Annotated in this window: 23 protein-coding genes and 1 riboswitch; of the genes, 12 read left to right on the top strand and 11 right to left on the bottom strand. The window is 64.9% G+C overall.

What is annotated here, in order from left to right; genetic code table 11:
- Positions 1 to 34: 34 nt before the first annotated feature.
- Together ACTDXD_RS23115 and ACTDXD_RS23110 are read right to left on the bottom strand one after the other, a co-directional pair.
- Positions 35 to 391, bottom strand: coding sequence for a VOC family protein (locus tag ACTDXD_RS23115; RefSeq protein WP_440124519.1), 357 nt, complete (start codon positions 389 to 391; stop codon positions 35 to 37).
- A gap of 58 nt (positions 392 to 449) precedes the next feature.
- A complete protein-coding gene (locus ACTDXD_RS23110; protein ID WP_440124518.1) occupies positions 450 to 1,043 on the bottom strand; it encodes a TetR/AcrR family transcriptional regulator in 594 nt (197 codons plus the stop codon).
- Positions 1,044 to 1,107: 64 nt separating this feature from the next.
- Here ACTDXD_RS23110 and ACTDXD_RS23105 point away from each other — a divergent pair, with 64 nt between their 5' ends.
- Entirely contained in the window at positions 1,108 to 2,145 is a 1,038-nt protein-coding gene (locus ACTDXD_RS23105; protein ID WP_440124517.1) for an alpha/beta fold hydrolase, read from the top strand.
- Between the two features lie 9 nt (positions 2,146 to 2,154).
- Here the strand turns inward: ACTDXD_RS23105 and ACTDXD_RS23100 are convergent, their stop codons facing one another.
- The gene (locus tag ACTDXD_RS23100) at positions 2,155 to 2,547 is read right to left on the bottom strand and encodes a hypothetical protein (RefSeq protein ID WP_440124516.1); all 393 of its coding nucleotides are present in this window, start codon (positions 2,545 to 2,547) and stop codon (positions 2,155 to 2,157) included.
- A 25-nt stretch (positions 2,548 to 2,572) separates the two neighbouring features.
- A riboswitch (SAM riboswitch) is annotated at positions 2,573 to 2,685 on the bottom strand.
- Positions 2,686 to 2,829: 144 nt separating this feature from the next.
- Here ACTDXD_RS23100 and ACTDXD_RS23095 point away from each other — a divergent pair.
- Together ACTDXD_RS23095 and ACTDXD_RS23090 are read left to right on the top strand one after the other, a co-directional pair.
- Positions 2,830 to 3,693: a formate/nitrite transporter family protein gene (locus ACTDXD_RS23095; RefSeq protein ID WP_440124515.1), complete on the top strand. Its 864-nt coding sequence runs from the start codon at positions 2,830 to 2,832 to the stop codon at positions 3,691 to 3,693.
- Between the two features lie 85 nt (positions 3,694 to 3,778).
- Positions 3,779 to 4,390 (top strand): uridine kinase, encoded by a 612-nt coding sequence (locus tag ACTDXD_RS23090; protein ID WP_440124514.1) that lies wholly within the window; start codon positions 3,779 to 3,781, stop codon positions 4,388 to 4,390.
- Position 4,391: 1 nt separating this feature from the next.
- Here the strand turns inward: ACTDXD_RS23090 and ACTDXD_RS23085 are convergent, their stop codons facing one another.
- Positions 4,392 to 5,576 carry a winged helix DNA-binding domain-containing protein gene (locus ACTDXD_RS23085; protein ID WP_440124513.1) on the bottom strand — a complete coding sequence of 395 codons (1,185 nt, stop codon included), beginning with the start codon at positions 5,574 to 5,576 and terminating at the stop codon, positions 4,392 to 4,394.
- Between the two features lie 48 nt (positions 5,577 to 5,624).
- On the opposite strand from ACTDXD_RS23085, the gene ACTDXD_RS23080 reads away from it, so the two are divergent.
- Positions 5,625 to 6,299: an MSMEG_1061 family FMN-dependent PPOX-type flavoprotein gene (locus tag ACTDXD_RS23080; RefSeq protein WP_440124512.1), complete on the top strand. Its 675-nt coding sequence runs from the start codon at positions 5,625 to 5,627 to the stop codon at positions 6,297 to 6,299.
- On the opposite strand, the gene ACTDXD_RS23075 is transcribed toward ACTDXD_RS23080, so the two are convergent.
- Entirely contained in the window at positions 6,288 to 6,746 is a 459-nt protein-coding gene (locus tag ACTDXD_RS23075) for a PPOX class F420-dependent oxidoreductase (protein WP_440124511.1), read from the bottom strand. The two genes, ACTDXD_RS23080 and ACTDXD_RS23075, sit on opposite strands and share 12 nt — an antisense overlap.
- A gap of 840 nt (positions 6,747 to 7,586) precedes the next feature.
- Between ACTDXD_RS23075 and ACTDXD_RS23070 the strand changes: the two genes are divergently transcribed.
- On the top strand, positions 7,587 to 9,014 hold the full coding sequence (locus tag ACTDXD_RS23070) for a hemolysin family protein (protein WP_440124510.1): 1,428 nt from the start codon (positions 7,587 to 7,589) through the stop codon (positions 9,012 to 9,014).
- Positions 9,007 to 10,020: a hemolysin family protein gene (locus ACTDXD_RS23065; protein WP_440124509.1), complete on the top strand. Its 1,014-nt coding sequence runs from the start codon at positions 9,007 to 9,009 to the stop codon at positions 10,018 to 10,020. Before ACTDXD_RS23070 ends, ACTDXD_RS23065 begins: the two co-directional genes overlap by 8 nt.
- Before the next feature lie 12 nt (positions 10,021 to 10,032).
- On the opposite strand, the gene ACTDXD_RS23060 is transcribed toward ACTDXD_RS23065, so the two are convergent.
- The 4 genes from ACTDXD_RS23060 to ACTDXD_RS23045 all read right to left on the bottom strand — a co-directional run bounded on the left by ACTDXD_RS23060 (position 10,033) and on the right by ACTDXD_RS23045 (position 14,346).
- Entirely contained in the window at positions 10,033 to 11,904 is a 1,872-nt protein-coding gene (locus ACTDXD_RS23060; protein ID WP_440124508.1) for an SEC-C metal-binding domain-containing protein, read from the bottom strand.
- 32 nt (positions 11,905 to 11,936) lie between these two features.
- Complete coding sequence (locus ACTDXD_RS23055; protein WP_440124507.1) at positions 11,937 to 12,722, bottom strand: pirin family protein; 786 nt, start codon at positions 12,720 to 12,722, stop codon at positions 11,937 to 11,939.
- Between the two features lie 31 nt (positions 12,723 to 12,753).
- Positions 12,754 to 13,761 carry a pirin family protein gene (locus ACTDXD_RS23050; RefSeq protein ID WP_440124506.1) on the bottom strand — a complete coding sequence of 336 codons (1,008 nt, stop codon included), beginning with the start codon at positions 13,759 to 13,761 and terminating at the stop codon, positions 12,754 to 12,756.
- A gap of 81 nt (positions 13,762 to 13,842) precedes the next feature.
- Positions 13,843 to 14,346: a VOC family protein gene (locus tag ACTDXD_RS23045; RefSeq protein ID WP_440124505.1), complete on the bottom strand. Its 504-nt coding sequence runs from the start codon at positions 14,344 to 14,346 to the stop codon at positions 13,843 to 13,845.
- A gap of 112 nt (positions 14,347 to 14,458) precedes the next feature.
- Between ACTDXD_RS23045 and ACTDXD_RS23040 the strand changes: the two genes are divergently transcribed.
- The 3 genes from ACTDXD_RS23040 to ACTDXD_RS23030 all read left to right on the top strand — a co-directional run bounded on the left by ACTDXD_RS23040 (position 14,459) and on the right by ACTDXD_RS23030 (position 15,812).
- Positions 14,459 to 14,929 (top strand): MarR family winged helix-turn-helix transcriptional regulator, encoded by a 471-nt coding sequence (locus ACTDXD_RS23040; RefSeq protein WP_440124504.1) that lies wholly within the window; start codon positions 14,459 to 14,461, stop codon positions 14,927 to 14,929.
- Positions 14,930 to 15,013: 84 nt separating this feature from the next.
- On the top strand, positions 15,014 to 15,349 hold the full coding sequence (locus ACTDXD_RS23035; RefSeq protein WP_440124503.1) for a GNAT family N-acetyltransferase: 336 nt from the start codon (positions 15,014 to 15,016) through the stop codon (positions 15,347 to 15,349).
- Complete coding sequence (locus ACTDXD_RS23030; RefSeq protein ID WP_440124502.1) at positions 15,339 to 15,812, top strand: carboxymuconolactone decarboxylase family protein; 474 nt, start codon at positions 15,339 to 15,341, stop codon at positions 15,810 to 15,812. The genes ACTDXD_RS23035 and ACTDXD_RS23030 overlap by 11 nt, the downstream gene beginning before the upstream one ends.
- Here the strand turns inward: ACTDXD_RS23030 and ACTDXD_RS23025 are convergent.
- Positions 15,772 to 16,509 (bottom strand): phosphatase PAP2 family protein, encoded by a 738-nt coding sequence (locus ACTDXD_RS23025; RefSeq protein ID WP_440124501.1) that lies wholly within the window; start codon positions 16,507 to 16,509, stop codon positions 15,772 to 15,774. The two genes, ACTDXD_RS23030 and ACTDXD_RS23025, sit on opposite strands and share 41 nt — an antisense overlap.
- A gap of 42 nt (positions 16,510 to 16,551) precedes the next feature.
- Here ACTDXD_RS23025 and ACTDXD_RS23020 point away from each other — a divergent pair, with 42 nt between their 5' ends.
- Together ACTDXD_RS23020 and ACTDXD_RS23015 are read left to right on the top strand one after the other, a co-directional pair.
- Entirely contained in the window at positions 16,552 to 16,971 is a 420-nt protein-coding gene (locus tag ACTDXD_RS23020) for a glutaredoxin domain-containing protein (RefSeq protein ID WP_440124500.1), read from the top strand.
- 79 nt (positions 16,972 to 17,050) lie between these two features.
- A complete protein-coding gene (locus ACTDXD_RS23015; RefSeq protein WP_440124499.1) occupies positions 17,051 to 17,491 on the top strand; it encodes an acyl-CoA thioesterase in 441 nt (146 codons plus the stop codon).
- Between the two features lie 13 nt (positions 17,492 to 17,504).
- On the opposite strand, the gene ACTDXD_RS23010 is transcribed toward ACTDXD_RS23015, so the two are convergent.
- Entirely contained in the window at positions 17,505 to 18,440 is a 936-nt protein-coding gene (locus ACTDXD_RS23010; RefSeq protein ID WP_440124498.1) for a LysR substrate-binding domain-containing protein, read from the bottom strand.
- A gap of 90 nt (positions 18,441 to 18,530) precedes the next feature.
- Between ACTDXD_RS23010 and mqo the strand changes: the two genes are divergently transcribed.
- Positions 18,531 to 19,934, top strand: coding sequence for a malate dehydrogenase (quinone) (mqo, locus tag ACTDXD_RS23005; protein WP_440124497.1), 1,404 nt, complete (start codon positions 18,531 to 18,533; stop codon positions 19,932 to 19,934).
- Positions 19,935 to 19,936 lie beyond the last annotated feature (2 nt).

Below are 19,936 nucleotides of genomic sequence, written 5' to 3'. Positions count from 1 at the left end.
CGGTGCCCATGACAAGCGCGCTCGTCGAAGGGGTTCACGCTTCGGACCACACACCCAGTTCGTTTCCACTCGGATCGAGGAAGGTGAACCGGCGCCCTCCGGGGAAATCGTACGGCCCCGACGAAATTGTGCCCCCGGCATGTTCGACCGCACCGACCGAGGCATCGAGGTCGCTCGAGTACAGCAGGACCAGCGGTCCGGCTGTACCCGGTGCGCGCAGGGTCGTGAGCCCGCCGACCTCCCCGTCACCTTCTGCGGCGCGGATACCGGCGTACTTCGGACCATAGTCGTTGAATTTCCACCCGAAAGCAGCCTCGTAGAATGCGCGTGAGGCGCCGAGATCTGTAGCGGCGAGTTCGATGTAGTCGAATGTGTGATGAGTGTTGACCATGGAACCATGGTGAACCTGCCCACCGACACGGTGCAGTGGCGACGCGTGATCGGCCAGTTCACTCGCGGCTTCCCTCCGGACCGATGTCGATGCTGCGGTCGATCTCCCGAAGGACGAGATCGACCGCAGCGTCCGCGTCCATCCCCGCAATCAGCACGGATTGTGTCGCACCGGTACTGACCGCAACCAACCTCACGGCTTCGTTGTGCGCCCGGGCCTCGGAGAACCCGACAAGACGGAGTAGACGCCCGGCCTCGCTGACGGTTCCACCCGATGCGTCGGCAAGAAAGGATCTGATCCACGGATCGTTCGTCGCTTTCGCAAGGTAGGCATACCAGACCGAGACACCGACGCGTGCGGGTGCATTCGTCGGAACAGGCTGGGTGAGCAATGCCGCGAGGGCCGATCTCGGATCACCGGGGCATCCGTGTTCGCGATAAACCTGTTCGGCACCGGTGACCATTTCCTGCGCTCCGGCCCGGATCAGATGCTGTTTCGATTCGAAGTAGTGCTGGATCCTGCCGATCGAGACGCCGGCCTCCTCAGCCACCGCATGCAACGTGACCCCGTCGATTCCCCGCTCGTGGATCACCGCCCACAGGGCCCACACAATCTCTTTGCGACGCTCGGCATGGTCGACAACTTTCGGCATGACCGCATTTTACAATATGCCTATACTGCAAAAGGTACTGATACTCGACGATCAGGGGTTGCATATGAGTGAGTACGCCGCACGCACAGATTCCCGGACCGAGCATCCACCACCAGCTCGTCCGCGTTACCGATGGCTTCGTCGCAGCGGGCTGGTCGTCCTCGCCGCGCTCACAGCGCTGGGTGCTGTGAGCGTGCAGCAGTTCTTCTTCGGAGCACCCGGCGTGGGTCATTTCCGCGACGCAGAAGGACGCCAGAGCTACGTCGCGGCGTACGAGCAAGCGATGTCCTCACTCCCCTCACCCACATCGACCCACGACCTCGCGACCCGCTTCGGCACAGTTCGCGCTTATGAGTGGAGCTCCCCGGACACCGCGGACACCGTTCCGGTCGTCCTGGTGCCGGGCCGGTCGTCGGGTGTTCCGATGTGGGCCGAGAACCTTGACGACTTCCTACCTCACCGACGGGTTGTTGCTTTCGACGCACTCGGTGATGCCGGTTTGTCGGTACAGAATGTTCCGCTCACCTCCTTCGGCGACCAGGCCATCTGGATCACCGACGCACTCGACGCACTCGCAACCGACACCGTGCACATCGTCGGTCATTCGTTCGGTGGAGCAATCGCAGCGACATACGCGCAGCATTTCCCGGAGAGGGTCCGGTCGCTGACACTCCTCGAACCGGTTTTCACCTTCGCGCGTCCCTCGGCCCGCATGATGGCGTGGACCATGGTGTCGTCTCTCCCGTTCCTGCCCGAGTCCTGGCGCACGACCGCGCTCGGAAAGGTAGGCGGGGCCGAGTTCGACTCGAACGACGACATGGCGAAGATGATCGCCGCGGGTTCGGAGCACTTCTCGGCGGTCCTGCCGATTCCTTCTCCCCTGAGTGATGACGAGATGGAGGCCCTCGCCATGCCCACCTATGTCGCTATCGCCGAACGCGATTCGCTCGCCGGAGGCGACACTGCAGTGCAGCGGGCACGAACACTCCCGCGCGCACTCGTCGATATCTTCCCGAACACCACCCATTCGCTACCGATGCAAGCGAAGGAGGCTCTGGCAGTAGAGCTTCCAGAATTCTGGCACGAGGCCGAACAGAACTGATCCGACGGGTCACCGGCCGGGCACATAGGTCAGCGTCGGAACGCGCCCTCGTACGCAGTCCGTCCAGTGATCAGGTGCGGCAAGGGTGAAGGTCGCAGGCACATACGGATCAGGGCCCGGCAGGATCAGCACTCGCCACTGCGGAACCCAGGTCCCGATCTCCCCACAAGCGTGGACCGCGTCGGCGATCGCAGCGGTGTCATGGTGACGGAATACGAGTCGTATTCCATCCCAAGATAATTCGACGCGCGTCTCGTCCAGGACGCGCACCAGCGCGCCGACACTGAGATCGGAATCGTCGAAAGCCTTACGGGCGCGGATGAAGTGTACGTGGTGCCCGTCGCCGAACGAAGCGCACTCGTGAGCACCTACGTGATCGGTACCGCGAATATGGTCGGTCATGATTTCCTCCGGGTCGGCCCCGGGCGGGGCGCTCGTGCCCGGGCCGGTCGGCCGCGAGCCGCTTCGTCATCCGAGCCACCCGCGAGCGTGGGGTTGGCGTGCCGTCAAGTCGGAGCTTGGCGACGGCATCTCGTGAAGCACCGCCAATATACATGATGGAGCGACCTCACAACCCGAGCCACCGCCTGCGGAGAAGAACGCAACGCATCCTTACTGCTCCGAAACGCCACGGTGACCGACCCCGCCGACACTGGTCGGCACTGTTCGCATCAGGAGGTTGCCGTGTCCTACGTTCCACCCGCCGAGCTGGCCCGCGCGATGGTCGACGCCGGCCAGAGCAAGGTCCTCATGTCTACCCGCGACACCCTGATCAGGGCGTATATGGCCGGTGCGATCCTCACACTCGGGGCAGCATTTGCAATTACCGTCACCGTGCAGACCGGCAACGCCCTCCTCGGAGCCATTCTCTTCCCGGTCGGATTCTGTCTGCTGTACCTACTGGGTTTCGATCTTCTCACCGGGGTGTTCACGATGGTCCCCATCGCATACCTCGACAGACGCCCGGGGGTGACGATCGGGTCGATGCTCCGCAACTGGGCTCTGGTCTTCGTCGGAAACTTCCTCGGCGCCTTCACCGTGGCCGTGCTGATCACCTTCATCCTCACCTACGGCTATTCGATCCCGCCGGACGCGGTCGGCGAACGTCTCGGTGAGATCGGTGAAGCGCGCACTCTCGGGTATGCAGAGCATGGCGCGGCGGGCATGGCAACCCTGTTCTTCCGCGGCATGCTGTGCAACTGGATGGTCTCCACCGGCGTTGTCGCAGCGATGATGTCCAAGAGTGTGCCGGGCAAGGTTCTCGTGATGTGGATGCCCGTCATGCTGTTCTTCTACATGGGTTTCGAGCACTCGGTCGTCAACATGTTCCTGTTCCCGTCCGGCCTGCTTCTCGGCGGTGACTTCACCCTCGGTGACTATCTGATCTGGAACGAGGTCCCGACGGTTCTGGGCAACCTTGTCGGCGGTGTCGTGTTCGTGGGTCTCGCTCTCTACATCACCCACGTGCGGACGCAACCCAAGCGCGCGATCGGGGCGCCTGCCTCGGACCGCGCCGCAGCGTCGGCCAGGACTCCCGAACCCGTGTGATGCGATCCGTGGCTTCGATTCTCCCGACGCACAGGCCCTATCGCGGCAGAGGGATGTCGGGTCACGCCGGCGATACCCTGATCGGATGGCGTCGTTCACACCGATCTCACCTGCTGTACTCACCGAACTACTCGCCGAACGTGCATACGCACTACCGGGCCCGGTCGCCATGGCAATTTCGGCCGCCGACGCCGCAGAACCGATGGATCTGGCGAGCCGGGTTGTCGAGGCCCTGCGCGCCGCGGGGCGTCCCGCGCACGCCGTGTCACTGCACGATTTCGTCCGACCTGCCTCGCTCCGTCTCGAACACGGGCACGCCGATGAAGAGAGTTATCGGTCGGGCTGGTACGACTACGACGCGCTGGACCGCGAGGTGGTCTCGTCCCTGAAGAGCGGGCATCGCTTTCTGCCGCGGTTGTGGGACGAGGCCACCGACCGGTCGGCGCGAGCACACCGGGTCGGCGCCGCAGACGATCACGTGCTTGTCGTAGCAGGACCGATGCTCCTCGGCCGAGGCATCCCGTTCGATGTGACCGTCGACCTGAAAATGTCCCGGGGTGCGCTCGAACGGGGAACTCCCGCCGCCGACCATTGGACGATCTCCCCGCTACTCGCACACGAGGCCGAGGTCTCTTCCGCGGCCGACATCGTGGTGCGCTTCGAACATCCGGATCGGCCCGCGCTGCGGGATTCCTGAACTATCCGGCAGCCAGGGCCTTGGCCAATGGCGAGGGGAATCGCGGCAGCACCCGCACACCCTCCAGCCATTCCTCGAGCCGAGCAGCTTCGGCGGTGAGAAAGGCCGATGCTTCCTTCCCTGCGTCCTCGAGCATATGGAGCCGGACGGCGCCGTCGTCGGATTGCCACCACGTGCCGACAACCCGGCCGTCCCACCACGCCGTCGGCCCTGCGTTTCCACTGGTGTCGAAGAGTTGCTGCTTGTACGGGCCGAGGTACCACTCTCGCTCGAACCAACCCATCGTGGTGGGATCGAGAGACGGCAGCAGGGCGCCCCACGGCTCAGCAGAGGGCGCGGGGTCGACGTCGTCCGGGAGGAGATAGCCGACACGCCCGTCGAGGTCGACTTCCACAGCCGCGAGTTCGGTCAGCGCAGCTCGGACCGCTTTGATCGTCGAGCCGAGCCACCATTTGATGTCGGCTTCGGTGCCCGGCCCGAACGCGCCCAGCCACATCGCCACAAGGTCTCGAAGTCCCTCGGATTCACTTCGCGGTTCGATCTCCTCCCCCAACCACGAGGCAGTCCGCACCCAGTTCGGACGCGAGATTCGCCACGACCCGTTGTTGGAGGCCCGGAGCACCTGGCCCGAGGCCGAGAGCACCGTCATGACTCGTGGGGCGAAGGAAACCTTCCCGCCCCACGACTTCCCGACGCCGTAGTCGATCGATGCGTCGAGAACAGGTAGTTCGGAACGTAATTCGGACGCGGTGGCCTCGCGTCCACCTGCCAAGGCGGCGAGAACCCCGGCGGTGGCGTCGTCGAGCCACTGTGCGCCGTCCCGGTGCAGGCCGGCCCGTTCGGCGTCTTTGATCACGCTGCGGCGCTGAGCGGCTGCAACCCGATTACTTGCCCCGGCCTGTGCCGCCGCGAGCGCGGCACGCGGAAACACAAAGACGGTACGACGCATCGCGAGGTGCTTGACCAGCGTCCGATCTCTGTAGAGCGCGGCATCGAGTTCCGCCGCGGAGAAGTCGGTGACTCTCGACCACGTGGAGAGGTACACGGTCGCAGGATCGGTGCCGTGCAGGCACACCATGCTCCTGGCGGCTTCGACTGCGTCGGCCGCACGATACGCCGGGGCAATGCGGTGGCGAGCCGCGAGGCGCGCTCTGCGTTCACCGACGTCGACAGTCCGAAGCATCATGCGCTCACTCTAGATGCGGGTACCGACATGCGTTGTTACTGTCCCGTCGTGACCTGGACCGAGATTCGCGATTCCGCCGAGTTGACCGAACTTTTCGGCGAGCCGACCTTCCGCGCGGCACACAAGGTACGTGCGAGGTTGCACCCGTACGACGTGGATTGGCTTGCCGCATCACCGTTCTGCGTCGTGGCCACAACCGACGAGACCGGTCGATGCGACGCATCACCCAAAGGTGACCGACCCGGCAGGCTGGCGTATGTGATCGACGACCGCACGATCGCACTCGCCGAGCGCCCCGGCAACCGACGCATGGACGGTTTCCGAAACGTCCTGCGAAACCCGTTCGTGGGCACGAACTTCTTCATCCCCGGACGCGGCGACACGCTACGGGTCAACGGGCGCGCGCGCCTGATCACCGATGCGCCGTTCTTCGACGACCTCGTCGTGCAGGATCACCGTCCTATCCTGTGCCTCGTCATCGAGATCGAAGAGATCTTCCACCACTGCGCCAAGGCATTCATGCGGTCCGCGTTGTGGGACCCGGACACCTGGGATCCGGACGCGCTGCCCTCGGTGGCGACACTGTCGAAGACGATGGTGCCCGACGGTCCCGAGACCCTTGAAGAACTCGAACAGTACTACGGTCCGGCCTACGCCGACCAGCTCTATCGCCCGCAGCACCCGGCACCCGATCCTCGGTGGGGAGCGCGGTCAGCGTCGTAGCTCAGGCGGGAAACCGCCGGTGGCGACCGGTCCCCAGGAGTCGATGGTTATCCGGATGAGCGATTTGCCCTGCGCGCGCATCGCATCGCGGTACTCGTCCCAGTCCGGATGCTCCCCGGAGATGCATCGGAAGTAGTCGACGAGCGGCTCGACAGCGCCCGGCATGTCGAGCACCTCCGCGACGCCATCGACCTGGACGTACGCACCGTTGAACTCGTCGGACAGGACGCACACGGTCGCGCGTGGGTTGCGGCGCAGGTTCACCGCCTTTGCCCGCTGCGGGTAGGTCGCGATGACGATTCTGCCGTCGCCATCGAGGCCGAGAGTCACAGGCGAGACCTGTGGTGTGCCCGATTTCCGCCACGTGATCAATACGCCACGGTGGCGGGGGCGGACGAAGTCGAGCAGTTCGTCGCGCGAGACGTGGTCGGCGGTTGCGATTGCCATAGCGCCCAGGATAGGTGGCGCGCACGCACCCGGCCCCGATGTTCGGAAACGAGTCGGACCCGGAGGCCGTAGTCCCCGGGTCCGATGATCGACAGAACTACTGCTGGGCGCTGCTGATTCCTTCAGCGGAACCGCTGAAGAAGTCGAGTGCCCCGAAGAGGTCAGCGGCGTTGACGAAGAATTCGGCCAGGTCAGCGAGCATGTGTAAATCCCATCTGTGGAGAATCAACAGCGGTCCGGTCGCGGTAGCGACCGCGATTCAATTGTTACCAGAGAATTCCGATTCCGCAGCACAGACGAGTGAGAAACAAATCACATTCTGCCGGTCGGAACCCAATCACGAATCGATCACGGATGTGAGAAAATCTACATCTTCGCAGGTAGATGAGGTATCTCTGCCCGAAGTCTTTCCGCGGCCGAACTCGTCGCCGAAGCCTTGAAACAGACTCGGAAAATACCGACAGAAGATCGAATTACACAGCGTCGAGCAAACTTCCTGCGCTGCCATTATTCACACATCGGACAAATGGAAATTACCCACCAGTTCGATGTAAGGGTCCTCACGCCGCGCCGGAACCGAACGCTCTCCGCCTTGTTCACCGATCATTCTTCGCCCCACCATCGTCGCCGCGCTTGGGCCGAGGGGACACCGACACGACGGCAGTCGACGCACCGCACCGGCGCGGACCCCCTATCCTGAACAGGTACCTGTCCGCGAATACACACAGAGAGAACTATGAGACGCGCCAAGCGCAAACCTCGAAGACCCGCCCCGTCCCCGTCCGTGGACGACCACCCTGTCCCTGAACCTCAGTTCGTTCCCGACGCTCGGAACACCGAATGCTGACCGCGCTCGGGATCGCCTTCGGAATCTTCGTCGTCCTGGCCATCACCGCATTGACCGGATACTTCGTGGCCCAGGAATTCGCCTACATGGCGGTCGACCGCTCGCGGATGAAGGCCCGCGCCGAAAGCGGAGACAAAGTCGCCTCACGCGTTCTGTCGGTCACTCGCCGCACCTCGTTCATGCTTTCCGGCGCACAGCTGGGTATCACGATCACAGGCCTCCTCGTCGGTTACGTCGCCGAGCCCCTCATCGGCAGTGGCCTCGGTGTGGCGCTCGGAGGAGTGGGAGTGCCCACCGCCGTCGGCGTCGCTGTCGGCACCGTCCTCGCGGTGTTGTTCTCCACTGTGGTGCAGATGGTCTTCGGTGAGCTCGTCCCGAAGAACCTCGCGATCGCCCGGCCCGAGCCGGTCGCCCGGTGGCTCGCACTGTCCACCACGGTGTACCTGAAGCTCTTCGGGTGGCTCATCCGGCTGTTCGATGCCTCGTCGAACCTGCTGCTGAAAGTGTTGCGGATCGAGCCGGTCCACGACGTGGAGCATTCGGCCACACCCCGGGATCTCGAGCACATCGTTGCCGAATCCCGCGACACCGGCGAGCTGCATCCCGAGCTGTCGAAACTGCTCGATCGGATCCTCGACTTCCCCACCCGCACTGCAGAACACGCCATGATTCCCCGTGCTCGCGTGGATTTCGTCGACGTCGACGAACCCGTCGCCAGCGTCTTCGAGAAAATGGGTACCGGGCACACCCGATACCCGGTTGCGGGCACCTCGTCCGACGACATTCGAGGTGTCGTTCATCTGCACGATCTCCTGGCAATCGACAATCCGACCGGTACGGCCGGAGACGTGTGCCGATCCGCAGTGATCGTCCCGACGACCCTGGCACTGCCCGAAGTACTTGCGCAGCTCAACGCCGCGGGAGAGGAGATGGCGCTGGTGATCGACGAGTACGGCGGCTTCGCCGGAGTCGTCACGGTCGAGGACATCGCCGAAGAAGTCGTGGGCGAGATCGCAGACGAGCATGATCCCGCGCTGGAGACCCAGGTGATCACCCGATCGGGTGACGGGTGGCTCATCCGAGGCGATGCGCACCTCGACGAAGTGGTCCGCACGCTCGATGCCGAACTCCCCGAGGGGGATTACGAAACCCTCGCGGGCCTGGTGATAGCAGAGTTCGGCGGACTTCCCGAGGTCGGCGACACGGTGACAATCGACGTCGATCCGGATCCGGCGGATCTGGTGCACGAATCGCATCCTGCGGCGAAATTCCTCATTGCCGAGGTCCGCTCGGTCGACAAGCACGTTCCGTCCTCGATCTTCGTGACCCTACGCACCGACGGAAGCGCGCGCGGCGAGGCCACGAACGACGACACAGCGGTGGACGCCAAGACGGACGGCGAGGTGAAGCACCATGGATAATCCATGGGTGGTCGCAGTCGCGACCGTCGTGTTGATCGCGGCGAGTGCATTCTTCGTCGCCGTCGAGTTCGCATTGATCGCTGCACGACGCCACCGGCTCGAAGATGCGGCACCGGAGAGTCGATCGGCTCGTGCTGCATTGCGCAGCGCTTCGGAGCTTTCGGTGCTCCTGGCGGGGTCACAGCTCGGGATCACCGTGTGCACATTGGCACTCGGCGCGATCACCAAGCCTGCGGTCCACCATTGGCTCACACCGGCGTTCGAAAGTTGGGGCGCGCCGGTGTGGCTCGCCGACGTCGCCGGATTCGTTCTGGCTCTGATCATCGTCACCTTCCTGCACCTCGTGGTCGGTGAGATGGCTCCGAAGTCATGGGCCATTGCGCATCCGGAAAAGTCGGCGACTTTGCTCGCGCTGCCGATGCGCGGCTTCATGTGGGTCATGCGGCCGCTCATCATGCAGCTCAACCACATGGCGAACTGGTTGCTCCGCAAGGTCGGAGTGGAGCCGGTGGACCAGGTCGCATCGGGCCAGGATCCGGACGCACTACGCCACCTCGTCGAGCATTCGGCCACGGTCGGGACACTCGACGAGCGGTACCACGGGCATCTGAGCAGCGCACTCGAACTCGAGACGCTCACGGTGGGTGACATCGTCACCCCCCAGGCGGATCCGAGCAGTGTCCGGCCCGAGGCCACCGTGGCACAGATCCAGGACGTGGTGCGCCGCACCGGGCACCTTCGGCTGCTCGTCCGGGGCAACGGCCACATCGACGGTGTCGTCCACGTGCGCGACAGCCTGCAGGCCGGCGACAGTGTCACCGCCGCAGACCTCATGCGGCCGGCGCTGACACTCGACGCGGCGATTCCGGTGTACGAGGCGCTCGCCACGATGCGCGAGTCGAGGAATCACCTCGCCACAGTGACCGACGACAGCCGGGTGGTCGGCCTGATCACCCTCACCGACGTGCTGGCCCGACTGCTCCCCTCCGAGCAGGACACCGCATAAATTCGTTCGACGTCACCGGTCGCTGTCCCCGAGTACACGCCTCAGGGCCTGCGGGGACAGCTCCGGTGCGTCGAGGAGCGCGCGGACCGCGTCGTGGCCGCCGTCCGGAACGCGGTGCAAACCGAGGTAGTTGTGCCACTGCCCGCAGACCGGGAGTGGCCGGACCAGGACGGTCTCACCGACGCCCACATCGTCACCCACAGTCCGGTCCATCACTCGCGTGGTCGTGCCGTTGCTCGGGTCGCGAATGGTGAATCCGTCGCCGGGACGCACCTCCTCGAGCACTCCCATCACCAGTGCCGCACCCAGCCACCGCTGCGCGAGGTCGCGTTCGTCCTCGGGAAGCATCCAAGCCCAGTGCTCGACGAAATCGTCGAACGCTCCACCGTCGAACAGCACGACGTCCGCTACCAGCCGCACGTTGTCGTCGGTCTGATCGACCTCGGCCGAGAGTCGTTGCCAGCGCGGTTGGTCCATGACCAGACCTGCCTTGGCGTACAACCATACGGCGCGGTGCTCGAGCGCGGCGCGGCCCTCACCGAGGTGACACACCTTGTACTTGCGGCCCGAACCGCACCAGCAGCGGTCGTTGCGGCCCAGTTCTGGGTGTTCGACCGGCTTGAAATGCTGCAGGAACGGATACATGGGGTGCTGCGTTCCGGTCGCGGTGCGCTCGAGCAACAGCAGACCCGTGGTTGTCTCGCCTCGCATCGATGCGAATGTCGCGAGACCTTCCGATGCGGGCGCGAAACCGGGGTTCTCCGAGGATGCGAGTCGGTAGCGGCGTTCGGCCTCGTGGACGTCGCCGCGCGCGAGTTCGGCCCGTCCGATCATCCAGTGTGCGACGGCCCGGGTGACGCGAGGCCCGCGACGTAAGAGCTGTTCCGCGGCCTGCGTCACCTCGCGCGGTCCGATTCCGAGCCGGAGCAGCGCCTCGTCCACCACCAGCTGCGCAACAGCCGGAGTTGCGAGTGGTGTCAGTGCGGCGGGATCCTCGAAGTACTCGTCCAGATCGGCTTCGAGCATGTGATCATCGTCGTTCTCGGGGGACCACGACACCAGAACAGCCAGGAATCGAGTGGCCGCGCGCGCCGAGAATTCGTCGAGCCCGAACGTCTTGCCGAACCAACCGGACGCTGCGGTCTCCTGTTCGGCTTCTCTCGCGGCCGGTGCAACATCCGTCCGGATCAACCTGTTACCTGCGCGTGCGAATCCGGCCTCGACGAGTTGTTCGCTCAGCGGGGCACACCGGTCGCGGGCCAGTTGCGGATCGGCGACAAGTGCCTCGAGCAGATCGAGTTCGAGATAGACATCCGATTCGGGGGCCCGCGCCGAGATCGCCGAGGCCCACGCGCCGACCGTGCCCGCAATCGCTTCGTCTCCGAGTTGCTCGACGGTGACCTCACCGTGTCGGACGGTGAGCGCGACGAGGTCGCCTGCCTTGCGCGAAGCCAGAACGTCTTCGGGCAGGATGACGACCCCGAATTGCGCCCAGGGCTTGTCGGTCAGTGAACGGGACGCGAGCATATCGTCGTGGAATCCGGGAACAGCGACGCTGATCGGTGAATGGGCCTGGACCACCAAGGCGGGGAGCAATACGTCGAACAATTCGACGGCATTCGCCGCGATCTCTTCCGCGGTGAGACGATGAGCGAAAACGCGCCCGTCGAGCACGGCATCGAGCGCGACATAGCGTCCGTCGCGCAGCTCGGTGACGACGGGGTCGGAGAGGGCATCGTCGAGTTCGATCGCGGCCTCGATCTGCGTGCGATCTCCGAATCCGCGGTCGGCGAGAGCTGCCGCGAGCTCCGACAGAGTGCGCGGCCCACCGTCACGGAGCAGCGCTGCCGCTGTAGCGGCGAGATCGGCCGAAGAGAAGTCCACGGGCACGAGCCTACTGTGGTGCTCAGGCCCGGTCAGCCGCCGACGGTGGCGTGCATTTCCCACACGAGGACTTCGGCACCGGTATCGGTGGTGAGCTGTTGCCCACCGCCGCCGCTGACGCGCACCGCGTCGCCTTCGACGAGCAGACCGACCCCTTCGAGAGCGACATTGCCGCGCGCAACGAACAGATGCAGGAACGGTGCGTCGGGCAACGTGACCGGCCGCCCGGGCTGCATCCGCGCCACGTGCAGTGCCGCATACCGGTTCCGGATGCGAATTGCCGCGTGATCCGCGTGGTCGTCCATCCCGGACGCTACGGGTACGAGGTCACCGGCGAGCAGTTCGCGGTCGATCTCGAGCTGCTCATATCCCGGTGCTACCCCGGCTTCGTCGGGCAACACCCACATCTGGACGAAGTGAACGGGTTCATCGTGCTGTTCTGCGTGCAGACCGGTGGCGCCGTCGAAACGCCACGAGTCGTTCTTCTCCGAGTGCAGAATTCCGGAGCCCGCGGTCATGCGCTGAGCCAGCCCCGGATAGATGACGCCGGAATGACCGGTCGAATCCTGGTGGACGAGTGAACCCTTCAGAACCCAAGTGACGATCTCCATGTCCTGATGGGGGTGTGTGTCGAAACCTTGGCCGGGGGTGACGATGTCGTCGTTGTTCACCATCAGAACGCCGTGGTGGGTGTTCGCGGGGTCATAGTGCTGCCCGAAGGAGAAGGAGTGCTTCGAATCGAGCCAGGCGATCTTGGTCTTGGGCCGGTCGTCTGCGCGGCGGACGTCGAGGTGCGGTTCGTGGACAGCGGTGCTCATGATGATCGTTTCTCCGGGTCAGCAGTTCGGGTCAGCAGTTCGGGTCAGCGGTGGGTGGGTTGCGGCGGGGACGGATCTGAGCGTTCGGCAGACCCGGAGCAGGAAGCCTCGCGACGTCGCCGACGTATCCTTCGACGCGCCCGAACCTGTCGGACCCGTTCTGCCAGGCATCGCGGTAGGCGACGATCTCGTCGTGGGAGCGACCGACGAAGTTCCACCACATGACGATTTCCTCCCCGAACGGCGTACCTCCGAGCAGGAGCACTCGCGCGGGTTCGTCGGTGCGGTTGGCCAGGGTCAGCCGGGGTACGCCGGTGCCGACGTAGCCGAGTGCGGCGCGCTCCAGGACGGTGTCGAAGAGCGCAACTTCTCCGGTGTCGACGAGGATCCCGTGCTCGAACGCGGAGTCGACGTCGAGCGTGAGGGTCGCGCCCGCGTCGATGACGATTTCGACACCGAGTAGCGGTGTGAAGGTGCGGACCGGCGAGGTGTCGCCGGCGAGGGTTCCGAGGAACACCTTGCCGGTGCCGCCGCCGAGGTCGGTGGGTTCGGGTACGTAATGCTGGAACTCGCGCGGGGCCTCGCGGTCGGAGTCGGGCAGAGCCACCCACAGCTGCACGCCGTGAAGCGTGGTCGTCGCCCGTGTCGAGACCTCCGAGTGGCAGATGCCGTGGCCACCGGTCATCAGGTTCATCTCGCCAGGGCGGACCATGGCGTGCACTCCGTCGCTGTCCCGGTGTTCGACTTCTCCTGTGAACAGCCAGCTCACGGTCTGCAGGCCGGTATGAGGGTGAGGTGCGACGTCCATGCCTCCGGTGACCGAGACATCGTCGGGTCCGTAGTGGTCGACGAAGCACCACGCGCCGATGAGGGAACGTTGTCGTTGAGGAAGGGTGCGTCGCACGGGCATGGCACGCGGACCGCCGAGAGGCACCTCACGCGAGGTGATGATCTCGACGCGTGGATTCCGGGTGTCACCGACCGGAGGGTCCTCGGTGCGGCAGCGGATCTCAGTGGGTGTGGCGTCGGTGTTGCTCATCTCGATCGTAGCCTTCCGTCTTGTGCCGAACTCATGGTTCAGTTTGCGCCATCGGTGCTTCACACCCCGGATGTCATCGACTCAGAGGATGGTCGAGCCGTACATTTCACCGAGCGGATCGGCGATTAGCTCGAGGCGTTCGCCGTCGGGGCCCGGAAAGTACAACGAAACCTCGCTGTGTTGGGCGAGTTCGATTCCTGCGGCGGTCAGCTTGTCACGCACGTGAGTCCATTTGGCAGGTTCCATGCTGATGGCGATGTGATGCAGTCCGCCGAGCACTTCCCGGTAGGGGCCGACATCGAGACCCGGGAAGTCGAAGAACGCCAAGAGGTTTTCGTTGCCTATATCGAAGAAGAAGTGTGATGATCCGGGATAGTCGCGATTCTCGATGAGTTCGACCAGGGGAAACTCGAGCAGTTCCTGATAGAACACCACGGTGCGCTCGACGTCGCCACTCACAATGGCCGTGTGGTGCAAGCCCCGCGCAGATGATTCGGGTCGCGTTCCCACGGGCAGCAGATAGCGATCACGGATCTCCTCGCGGCGATGCGCGAACGAATCCTGGCCTTGCGCGGTGACAGCCATCCGAGCCCTCCTCCATACACCGGCAGCGGCAAGCCGCCCACCAACTGATTGATCTGTCAACTATTGTGACAGATTGATAGTTGCTTCGTCAACTACCTGCTATGGTTGACCTATGGAACCGACGAAATGGCTGGCCCACGACGAGCACCGGCTGTGGCGTTCCTATCTCGACGCCACCCGTATGCTCTTCCAATCCCTGGACAAGCAGTTGGTGCGCGATTCGGGTATCTCGTTCGCCGACTACGAGATTCTCGTCCTGCTCTCCGAAGCGGAAGACCACAGACTTCGGATGCGAGAACTCTCCGACGCGAGCACCACCACCCGGAGCGGGATCACCCGTGCCATCACCCGCATGGAGGGCGCCGGGTGGGTCCGGCGCGTCGAATGCGAATCCGACAAGCGCGGCGCATGGGCGGAGTTGACCGATACCGGCGCCGCGATCCTTGCCTCGGCCGGACCCGGCCATGTCGCCGCAGTACGCGCGACCATGTTCGACGTCCTCTCCCCCGAGGTCATCACCGTGATGGGCGATGCCTTCACCGCGATCCAGAACCACATGCAGGAACACAGGCGCACCAGCTGACCCGGTGAACCACGAGAACAGCCGACGACCCATCCATTCGCAGCTACGCTCAAAGGCTGCCACACTTGCCGGAAGGATTCTGATATGTCCACGAATACTCCCGATCCCCGCCTCGCCGACATCAGCGTCACGCACAATCCGCAGCGCAGTCGCTACGAAATCCTCGACGGCGACACCGTCGTCGGGCACGCCGACTACCGGCCCGGCGAAGGCACTCGACGCGTGTTCGTCCACACCGAGGTGGACGAGAACTACGGGGGCCTCGGCCTCGCGGGTCGCCTCGTGAAGTTCGCGCTCGACGACGTCGCGGCGGCGGGCGGGCGCATCGTGCCGGTGTGCCCGTACGTCGCCAAATACGTCGCCGAGCACCACGACTACGACACCATCGTCGACCGGCCGGAGGGCACACATGAAACGTAGTGAGCGCATCCCCATCGATAAGCAGACTCGCCCGGTGTACCGCGCGCAGGTGGCCGTCGCGGTCGCCGTCCGAGACGCGGTGAGCGAGGCGGGCCTCGACCGGAAGCTCACCGAACTCGTCAATGTCCGCGTGTCGCAGATCAACGGATGCGCCTACTGTCTCGACGTGCACATTCGTGACGCACTGAAGGCAGGTGAGAAGGCACAGCGTCTCGCCGTACTGCCTGCATGGCGCGACACGGACCTGTTCACCGAGGCGGAGGGTGCCGCACTGACCCTCGCCGAACTGGTGACGACCCTGCCGTCGTCGTACGAGCAGGACTGCCGCTATGCGGAAGCCCGGAAGACCCTCGACGATGCACAGGTTTCCGCGATCATCTGGGTTGCGATCGCTATGAACTCGTTCAATCGCATCTCGATCCTCAGCCGCCACGCGGTTCGTCCGGCCGACTGGAAGTCCTGACCGGATCCGACCCACGGGATGCGCCGATCCGGTCCGCAATCGGCAGTAGTGCCGCCGTCACCAAGGACACGGCCAGCAAACCCAACGCCATGCCTGAGAACACGTCGTGAACGTAGTGCACGCCGCCTGCGACGCGTGAGAGACCGAGCACCGCGGCCAGCGGGGCGACGAACCAGAGCGTTCGCCGGACCGCAAGCACACACGCGGTGGCGAACGACGCAGCGATCACGGAGTGGTTCGACGGCCACGACCAGTCCCCGATCTCCGGGCATTCCAGAACGGTCCGAATGCCAAGGGCACGGCACGGCCGCGGTTCGGTCACCACCAGCTTGATGAATTCGCTCGACAAGTACGCGACGATCACCCCGATCCCTGCCACCACGAGAGTGATGAAGGCGCGGCGATCCTCGAGCCAGGACCACACAGCGAGCACACCTGTGGTGGCCACGAGAACGAGTAACCCCTTGTCTGCGACGACACCTGCTGCAGGCCCCGACCATGACCCTTCGAAAGTCTGCGCGATGGCCAGATACAACTCGTCGCGCACGGGGACTGCTGCCACGGCGAGCAACGCCAGGACGATCGCAGTCGACAAAGCAGCCAACAGCGTCGGCTGGGCCAACTGTGCGGGAACACGAGGTGAATGCTCGGTGACGACCATGATCGACAACGCTAGCGTGGCGGCCGACTCGATCACAGCCCGACTCTGCCGGGTGCCACCGGAAGTACGCTGTGGCTCATGTGGAGAACCTGGGTGCCCTCGTTGGTGATCGCGGCTGTCGCCGTGCTCGTCCTGGCGACCGGAGCTCTCGCCCCTGCCTCGATCGCGATCGCGGTCGTTCTGCTTGTGCTCGCCTGGGTCGGATCCCCGCTGGCATTCCCGCGCCACATCGACGATGCCGCGGCCCGCATCGAGGCAGCCGACACCAACACCCCCGTGATCTATTGGCGCCCGGGATGCATGTTCTGCATGCGCCTGCGGGCATCACTGTTCCGCCGCGCCGATCGCGCGATCTGGGTGAACATCTGGCGCGACCCCGCAGCGGCAGCACGGGTGCGTGCGGTCAACGACGGCAACGAGACCGTACCGACCGTGTTTGTCGGAGGACGCGCACACACCAACCCCGACCCCGCCTGGATGCGCGCGCAACTCCACTGAACGAGATCGGCGCCGCCTCCTCGATCCGCCGTAGGTATCGTGATGCACACCTACACCTGCACGAGAGGCCGGACCACCGATGCGTCACGATCCGCGACGGCTGTCGCAGGACCTCTACCCGCTGCGCCGCACAGTCACTCCGCTGTTCGGTGACGTCGACGCCCTGGGCCATGTCAACAACGTGTCGATCGCCCGATACTTCGAACAGGCCCGCGTCCTCGTGATGGAGGAACTCACCTCGGCTCTCGACGGGCCCGCCTTCGAACGGGCGGTGCTGGCCCGGATCGAGATCGATTATCTCGCCGAGGTGTTCTATCCACACGAAGTCGTGATCTCCACCGGCGTACTGAAGATCGGCACCTCGTCGCTGGTTCTCGGCTCAGCGCTGTTCCAGCACGGCCGGTGCGTGGCGCTGGCGACCTCGGTGGATGTCGGCACGAAACCGGAAGGCGGTGCGGCACCGATCTCCGACGAGGTGCGGGTCGTGCTCGACAAGTATCTGCTCGAGCTGCCGAACTGACCGTGTCGATCGATCACCGGCCTCCGGGAAGGAACGAGCCCGCTCGGCGCACGATGTGATCGTGCAGCCGCGCGACTGCCGGAGTCGGGCGGTGATTCCCTCTGATCAGACCGATGTCCCGCTCGCGGTGTCCGGTCAGCCCGATACCGACGAGGTTGCCACCGGAAGCGACTCGACCGGTGGCGATTCGGCGCTCGGGCACCGGCAACAGTGCGACCCCGAGTCCCTGCGCTATGAGTGCGCGCGCAGTCTCGAACTCACCGATCTCGATCGCTACCTGCGGTACGAAACCCGCGTCCATGCACCAGGTGTCGAGGAGCTGCCGCAGATGGTACTCGGGTGGGTTCGCGATGAATCGCTCGTCGGCGAGTTCGGTGAGGTCGATCTGCGTCCGCCCTGCCAGCGGGTGTGACGGCGCGACGTAGAGCAGAATCCGCTGTGTCCCGATGTGCACGGCAGGCAGGTCCTCCGGGGGCGGGATCACGACGGCAAGGTCGAGGCGGCCGTCGCGGACCATCGCGCACAGAGCCTCGCCGTGGGCTTGGACGAGACCGAACCGGATCCGTGGTGCGGTCTCGTGGAACTCGGCGAGCAGGGAGGGAATGCTGACCGGACCGAGGGTGAGCGGGAACCCGAACCGGACCGATCCGCTGTCGGGGTCGGCGTTGCTGCGCACGACGTCGACCGCGTCGTCGAGCCCGCGAACCGCGCCGCGGGTACGTTCGTGCAGATCGCGACCCGCTGCGGTCAATGCGACACCCCGACCGACCGGCTGGAACAGCGCCACCCCGAGGATCTGCTCGAGTGATTTCAGTCGCCTGCTCAGTGACGACTGCGGCACACCGAGGACGGCGGCCGCGTGAGTGATGTGCCCCTCCGTCGCAGCGGTGTCGAATGCTGCGAGCAGCGGCACCATCTCGGCGATCTCGGCCGACAGATTTCCATCCATATTCGGATGATAATTCTTCAATCACCTCATTGGACGGATCGGTCTCCGTGGAGGAACCTGTGGGCACCCGCGAGAGAAAGAGTGTTTCCCATGAGAGACAACACATCCGACACTGTCCACGATGTCGTCCTGATCGGAGGCGGAATCATGTCCGCCACGCTCGGCGCCATGATGTCCCGCGTCGAACCCGACGCCTCGATCGTCCTCCTCGAACGTCTCGACGAGATCGCCGGGGAGAGTTCCGCCGCATGGAACAACGCGGGCACCGGGCACTCGGGCTACGCAGAACTCAATTACATGCCCGACCCCACTGACGGAGCGACGGCGCAGGACATCGCGCGCCGGTTCTGTCTCTCCAGAGGGTTCTGGTCGTCGCTGGCAGCCGACGGCACCATGCCGGAGTTCCTCACTCCCGCACCCCACATGGACCTCGTCTTCGGCAAACGAGACATCGAGTACCTCCGCACACGGGTAGCCACCCTGCGGACATCGCCGGCCTTCTCCGACATGGAATACACCGAGGACCCCGAGACCATCCGCGAGTGGGCCCCCCTGCTGATGGAGGGCCGCACCGACGCCGAGCCCATGGCAGCCTCACGCCACCACGCCGGCACCGACCTCGATTTCGGCGCCCTGACACAGTGGCTCGTCGAAGACATCGCCACCCGCGGCGCCGAGGTGCGATTGCACCACGAGGTCTCACGCCTGCACCGCCGCGACGATGGCCTGTGGATGATCTCCGGCCGAGACCGCGCCGGCGGGCAACGCTTCCGTCTCACATCTCGGTTCGTCTTCGTGGGCGCGGGCGGCTGTTCGCTGGAGTTGCTCCAGAAGGCGCGACTCGACGAGGTGCGTGGATACGCCGTGTTCCCCGTCGGAGCGCAGTTCTTCCGCACCGACAACCCGGCGATCGTCGCACGGCACGCCGCGAAGGTCTACGGTCAGGCCGACATCGGTACTCCGCCGATGTCGGTGCCGCACCTCGACCTGCGCGTGGTCGACGGGACACGGTCGTTGATGTTCGGTCCGTACGCAACATTCAGCACCCGGCTACTGCGACACGGCCGGTTGTCCGACCTGTTCCGCACGATCCGCCCGCGCAACGCCGCCGTGATGGCCACCGCAGGCCTGCGCAACCTGGCCCTCGCGCGGTACCTCCTCGGGCAACTCGCTTCGTCGAAGAAACGCAAGTTCGCGCAGCTCCTCCGGTTCTACCCGGGCGCGGATCCCGCTGATTGGCACCTCGTGCAGGCCGGGCAGCGTGCACAGCTGATCAAGCCGGACGAACACGGCCGCGGCGTGCTCACATTCGGCACCGAGCTCGTCACGAGCGCCGACGGGACCATCGCAGGACTACTCGGTGCGTCGCCGGGAGCGTCCATCGCGCCTGCCGTCATGGTCGATCTGCTCACACGGTGCTTTCCGGACCGGAAGGAGACGTGGGCGCCCGCCCTCGACACCCTGGTGGCCGACCGGTCGCGAAAGACAACCTGACC

Source organism: Rhodococcus sp. SJ-3 (assembly GCF_051918125.1).
Taxonomy (GTDB): domain Bacteria; phylum Actinomycetota; class Actinomycetes; order Mycobacteriales; family Mycobacteriaceae; genus Rhodococcus.
This window is presented reverse-complemented; position numbering and strand designations above follow the sequence as displayed.